This is a genomic window from Syntrophorhabdaceae bacterium, from assembly GCA_028698615.1.
Classification (GTDB): Bacteria; Desulfobacterota; Syntrophorhabdia; order Syntrophorhabdales; family Syntrophorhabdaceae; genus Delta-02.
This window is the reverse complement of record JAQVWF010000096.1, coordinates 1-4,385: the sequence shown is the minus strand read 5'-3', so window position 1 is coordinate 4,385 and position 4,385 is coordinate 1. Positions and strand designations below refer to the sequence as shown.

5 protein-coding genes are annotated in these 4,385 nt (G+C 53.3%); 2 read left to right on the top strand and 3 right to left on the bottom strand.

Annotated features, from left to right (window positions below; translation table 11 throughout):
* The coding region (gene istB, locus PHC90_14580; GenBank protein MDD3847571.1) for an IS21-like element helper ATPase IstB at positions 1-636 on the bottom strand (636 nt) is incomplete at its 3' end.
* A 13-nt stretch (positions 637-649) separates the two neighbouring features.
* Positions 650-2,191, bottom strand: a complete 1,542-nt coding sequence (gene istA / locus PHC90_14575) for an IS21 family transposase (protein ID MDD3847570.1) — start codon at positions 2,189-2,191, stop codon at positions 650-652.
* A 198-nt stretch (positions 2,192-2,389) separates the two neighbouring features.
* Here istA and PHC90_14570 point away from each other — a divergent pair, with 198 nt between their 5' ends.
* A complete protein-coding gene (locus PHC90_14570) occupies positions 2,390-2,617 on the top strand; it encodes a hypothetical protein (GenBank protein MDD3847569.1) in 228 nt (75 codons plus the stop codon).
* Here the strand turns inward: PHC90_14570 and PHC90_14565 are convergent.
* Entirely contained in the window at positions 2,612-3,256 is a 645-nt protein-coding gene (locus PHC90_14565) for an NYN domain-containing protein (GenBank protein ID MDD3847568.1), read from the bottom strand. The genes PHC90_14570 and PHC90_14565 overlap by 6 nt on opposite strands.
* A 396-nt stretch (positions 3,257-3,652) precedes the next feature.
* On the opposite strand from PHC90_14565, the gene PHC90_14560 reads away from it, so the two are divergent.
* Positions 3,653-3,856, top strand: a complete 204-nt coding sequence (locus PHC90_14560; GenBank protein MDD3847567.1) for a hypothetical protein — start codon at positions 3,653-3,655, stop codon at positions 3,854-3,856.
* Positions 3,857-4,385: the final 529 nt, after the last annotated feature.

Genomic DNA, 4,385 nt, shown 5'->3' with positions numbered 1-4,385 from the left:
ATCACCTATCGCCTCGTGCCAGTGTTCCACGGGCAGCTGGCTCGTCACGATCGTTGATGCCGCGTGGTGCCTGTCCTCGACAACCTCGAGAAGATCCCTGCGCTCCGGATCCGTCAGGGTTGAGAGACACAGGTCATCGAGGATGAGCACGGAGGCCTTCGTGAACTTCGCCAGGGTCTTCGCATAGCTTCCGTCGGCACGGGATATGGCCATGGTGTAGTAGAGCTTCGGGGTCCTGACGTAGAGGGCGCTGAGTCCCTCCCTGCATGCCCTGTGGGCCAGGGCGCAGGCAAGGAAGGTCTTCCCCGATCCCGTGGGTCCCACGATGATCACGTTCTGGTGCTTTTGTATCCACCCGCAGGTCCCCAGGGTGAGCATCACCGACTTGTCTATCCCCCGGGGCGTCCTGTAGTCGATGTCCTCCATGGATGCGGGCAGCTTCAGCCGCGCGCTTTCCAGGAGCCGTCTCATCCTCCTGTCCTCCTTCCAGAGGTGCTGCGCATCAACGAGCATGCCGAAGCGCTCCTCGAAGGACAGATCATCCACCCCGGCGGTCTCCATCTGTTCCTTCAGGGCCTGCGCCATGCCCGAGAGCTTCATGGCGTTCAGTTTCTCAAAGGTCTGTTCGTTCAGCATATCATCTCCTTTTTCAGCTGTAGTATCCGTTCCCCCGGATGTTCTCGTGGTCGACGGGGGTGCCCGACGGGGGGACAAGGAGCGCCCTCGTGCCGTCGAGGCCGTTTTTGAGGATCAGTTCCACGTTCTTGTAGGAGTAGGCCTTTATCGCAAGGGCCCTCTCGCAGGCCGCCTCCAGACGCTCCTGGCCGTAGCGCCTGCCCAGGCGTATGATGCCGAGGCAGGACCTGAAGCCCTGCTCGGGGTGCGTCTTCCTCTCCATGATCTGCCGTACCATCTCCCCCGTCGACGGGCCCGTCTTCGCCGCCCAGGCGATGATCCGTGACGGCGTCCATTCCAGGTAACGCCTGTGGGAGTCAGGCATGTGGTCGGCCGCGGTCGTGTGTTTCTGCGGGCTATGGCTCCGGGGATGGGATGCCACGCGTCTTCCCCGGCAGAACACCTCAACCATGGCGGCCGTGACCCTCGCCTCCATCGGTTCGCGCCGGAGCCGGTAGGGCACGCTGTAGTAGTGGCCTTCGACCTCCACATGGTAGTCGATGTTGGCCCTCACCTTCCTCCACTCGGCGTACTCGTAGGGTCTTTCGGGAAGGGGGCCCATCGCGGGCCTGTCAATCGTCTCGAAGAGCTCCCTCCTCGACACCTTCAGCTTCTGCAGGGGACGGGAGTTGAACTCGCCGAGCCTCTCCCGGATAGCCCCGTTGAGTTCCCCGACGCTGAAGAACCGGTGGTTCCTCAGGGCGGCGATGATCCATCTCTCGGCGATGAGAACGGCCGATTCCACTTTGGCCTTGTCCCGGGGCTTTCTGACACGGGCGGGAATGACCGTCGTATTGTAGTGCGCCGCCATGTCCCGGTACGTCGGGTTGAGGTCCGGCTCATAGCGGCACGGATGGGTGACGCCCGTCCGCGTGTTGTCGGGGACCGTGATCGCGGGGACCGACCGGAAGAACTCGAAGGCCCGGACATGGGAGCGTATCCAGAAGAAGAGGTCGAGGGAGGCGGTGGCCTCCGCGTAGGTGTAATTGCTGGCGCCGAGGGTCGCCACGAAGAGATGTGCGCAGGATGCTACGCCCGTGGCCGGGTCGTATACCGGGATGGTGTCTCCCGCATAGTCCACGAAGAGCTTCTCCCCCGCCCTGTAATCCTGCCGGAGAGAGACGTCGAGGGTCTTCTTCCAGGCCCGGTAGCGCAGACAGAACTGGCTGTACTGGTAGCCGTCGGGGTTCTTCTCCCTGTATTCCTGCCAGAGGAGCTGCATGGTGACGTGCTTCTTCTTCATCTCCCGGTGGAGGTACTCAAAGGGCGGCATTCCCCTCATCTCTTCCGTGAGCGACCTTTCGGACGGGAAGAGGAGCCTCTCGACGGCGTCATCGTCAAGACCGGCCGGCAGGGGCCAGGCAAGTCCCGCCTTCCTTGCCCGGGACAGGTAGTCCTTGACGGTGGTCCGCCCGATGCCGCAGTTCTGTGCGACCTGCCCCGTCGACAGGCCGCTCTCGTGGGTAAGCCGCAGTACTTCCCCGATCTTTCTCATGGATAATCTCCTTCTCGCCATAGACGCTCCTCTCGTCATGTTATTTTGGGAGAAGCGTAATAGCACTTCGTAAAGTTATCCAGCGTTCTTTTCCGGTTGACGGGGTGGTCGGATTACATCATAACCGGTGGTCGGATTGGAGTCGGATTGAATCATAACCGGTCGTCGGATTGAATCGGAATACGCACTGGTCAATACCGATGTGGAGGCGGATGAGGTATGATACCGAAAGTTTATGTGCAAGAGTGGAAAGGGCGCGCGCCGTGGAACGCAGAAGCCCAAGTAGAGCAGGATCTGATTATCAGCAGGGCGTTGATGGAGAGATTTATGAACATCCGCAATTGGCAGAAGGTCTTGCTTTTCGGGGTGGAACGGCGCTTTTTAAGTTTCATCTTGGATCTATGTGTTATTCCCGTAGTGGGTCAGTTTGAAAATAAGAGATTATGATTTCTTTTTTGGAGCCGGTATTTGTGTTTCTATAAAATCCACGTGTTCTGATAATTCGGGCCGAACAGGATTTCTCAAGGGATCAAGACAGACCTGCATACCGTTGCGACGAGCAAACTTCAATACTGGCACTATATCAGCGTCACCCGTGATAACTACTAACAGATCAGAAAGCCTCTCCATTGCAATACACGTGATGTCCAAACCGAGCTTAATATCTACCGCTTTCTGTTCTATGAGTGGCTTAAAGTCCTCGTCAACGAGTTGATCGGTCGTTATTGTTTTGTCTAACAGCGCAGAGACCTTTTCCGGTTTTAATATCCACTGATTATTTCTCCATATTGTCTTTCCAAGGCGTAAGGCGAAATTTGGGGTTGTCTTGATGGAATTGAGCAATCTTGTCTGTTCCTGCGCAACCCTGGTTGTCCCGAAATTGACCGCCTTCTTTGAAATGGGATAATGTCCCTTTTTGTCTAGCGGTTCTGTGTCGTAATAAAAAATGCGATACAGATAGTCATCCTTTCTTAGGTGTTTGAGGCAATAGTTTCTAATTTCTTGGCCGGAATAATAGAAAGTTTTGTACTTATAAATCTGTTTTCTCATGAACCAGCCATCGATCATGAATACTACTTTTCGCATGGCATCCCCAGATATGCAATGCCCCTTGGTCGGCTCCGAATTTGTTATGATAAATCGAAACGTTGCAAGGGGCGTTTAATATCGCTTCAAACTTGTTTCTTAGATAATTATCGTCATTTGTATTGGTAAGTCAAGTACTTTTTCGTGAATCATTTCATTAACGAGATGATGTCTTCTATTTCCCACGCATGATCACGCTGCTACCTTCAGATGAATTAAGATGACTCGATCAGGGTGGAATCCCCTAGCGGAGATAACCTGTTGGTTCCAGTATACGGAGCTTTCTGCCCGTGTCCTATCCGGTGAAGGGACAAAAAGTGTTCGAGGGAAAGCGGATTTACTGTTCGGATATTACCGGACCGGGTGTTCGATCTTTTCCGGATTTGATGTTCGAGGTTGAGCGAATTTTACAGTGATGTAAACTTCGTCAGTGATGTAAAGCCATTAATCGCTGAAGGTGATGGCTTCAACTTCAATATTGCAGAAGCTGCGGAACTGGTAATAGACAGGTTATTATGTCTGATTCCGGGGAAAAGCGGGAACAGATCACCAAATGACACAACAATCCCATACATGCCAAGGAATACCCCTGGGTTTTGAAAGCAGATCGTTTTTGCGCATCTCTTGCGGTTTTCATCGCTCCCCACATTTCACCTTCTTTCGTTACAAATGATCACTTCATGTATACCCAATAGCAACGATCTGTCACAAGGGATAGTTTACCTCCGGTACAGCAACACACAAGCACAGCACATAAAGTAATAAAGCGGTAAAGCAGACAGGGGAGAATGGCATCTTCATCGTAAACGTTTACGCCGTTACCCAATATCGGTATGACAGCTATAAAGCACAGCATTATGCTTTACAACCTCCGCGTCCCATGTGTTTGCTTACAGCGTTAAAGCTGGCTTTAAGTAAAGTCTGAAAGGGGGTTCACAAAATACGGTCTTTTGTGAACAAAACGCGTAGATGCAGGACTGACAGGGCTTTGCAGAGAGTGAGCCTGGCAAAGGGGGTAGAAACACCCAAAACTTAACATTTCAGCTAGAGGAAATGTGAACAGCGCAAAAATGCATTATCGCTTTAATGCATTAAGCACGTGGTGAATGAAACAACGTCATTAATGCCA

Excerpts from the sequence above, each read along its gene's own strand:
- istA (MDD3847570.1), bottom strand. The coding sequence starts at position 2,191 with ATGGCGAGAAGGAGATTATCCATGAGAAAGATCGGGGAAGTACTGCGG.
- PHC90_14570 (MDD3847569.1), top strand. The coding sequence starts at position 2,390 with ATGATACCGAAAGTTTATGTGCAAGAGTGGAAAGGGCGCGCGCCGTGG.
- PHC90_14565 (MDD3847568.1), bottom strand. The coding sequence starts at position 3,256 with ATGCGAAAAGTAGTATTCATGATCGATGGCTGGTTCATGAGAAAACAG.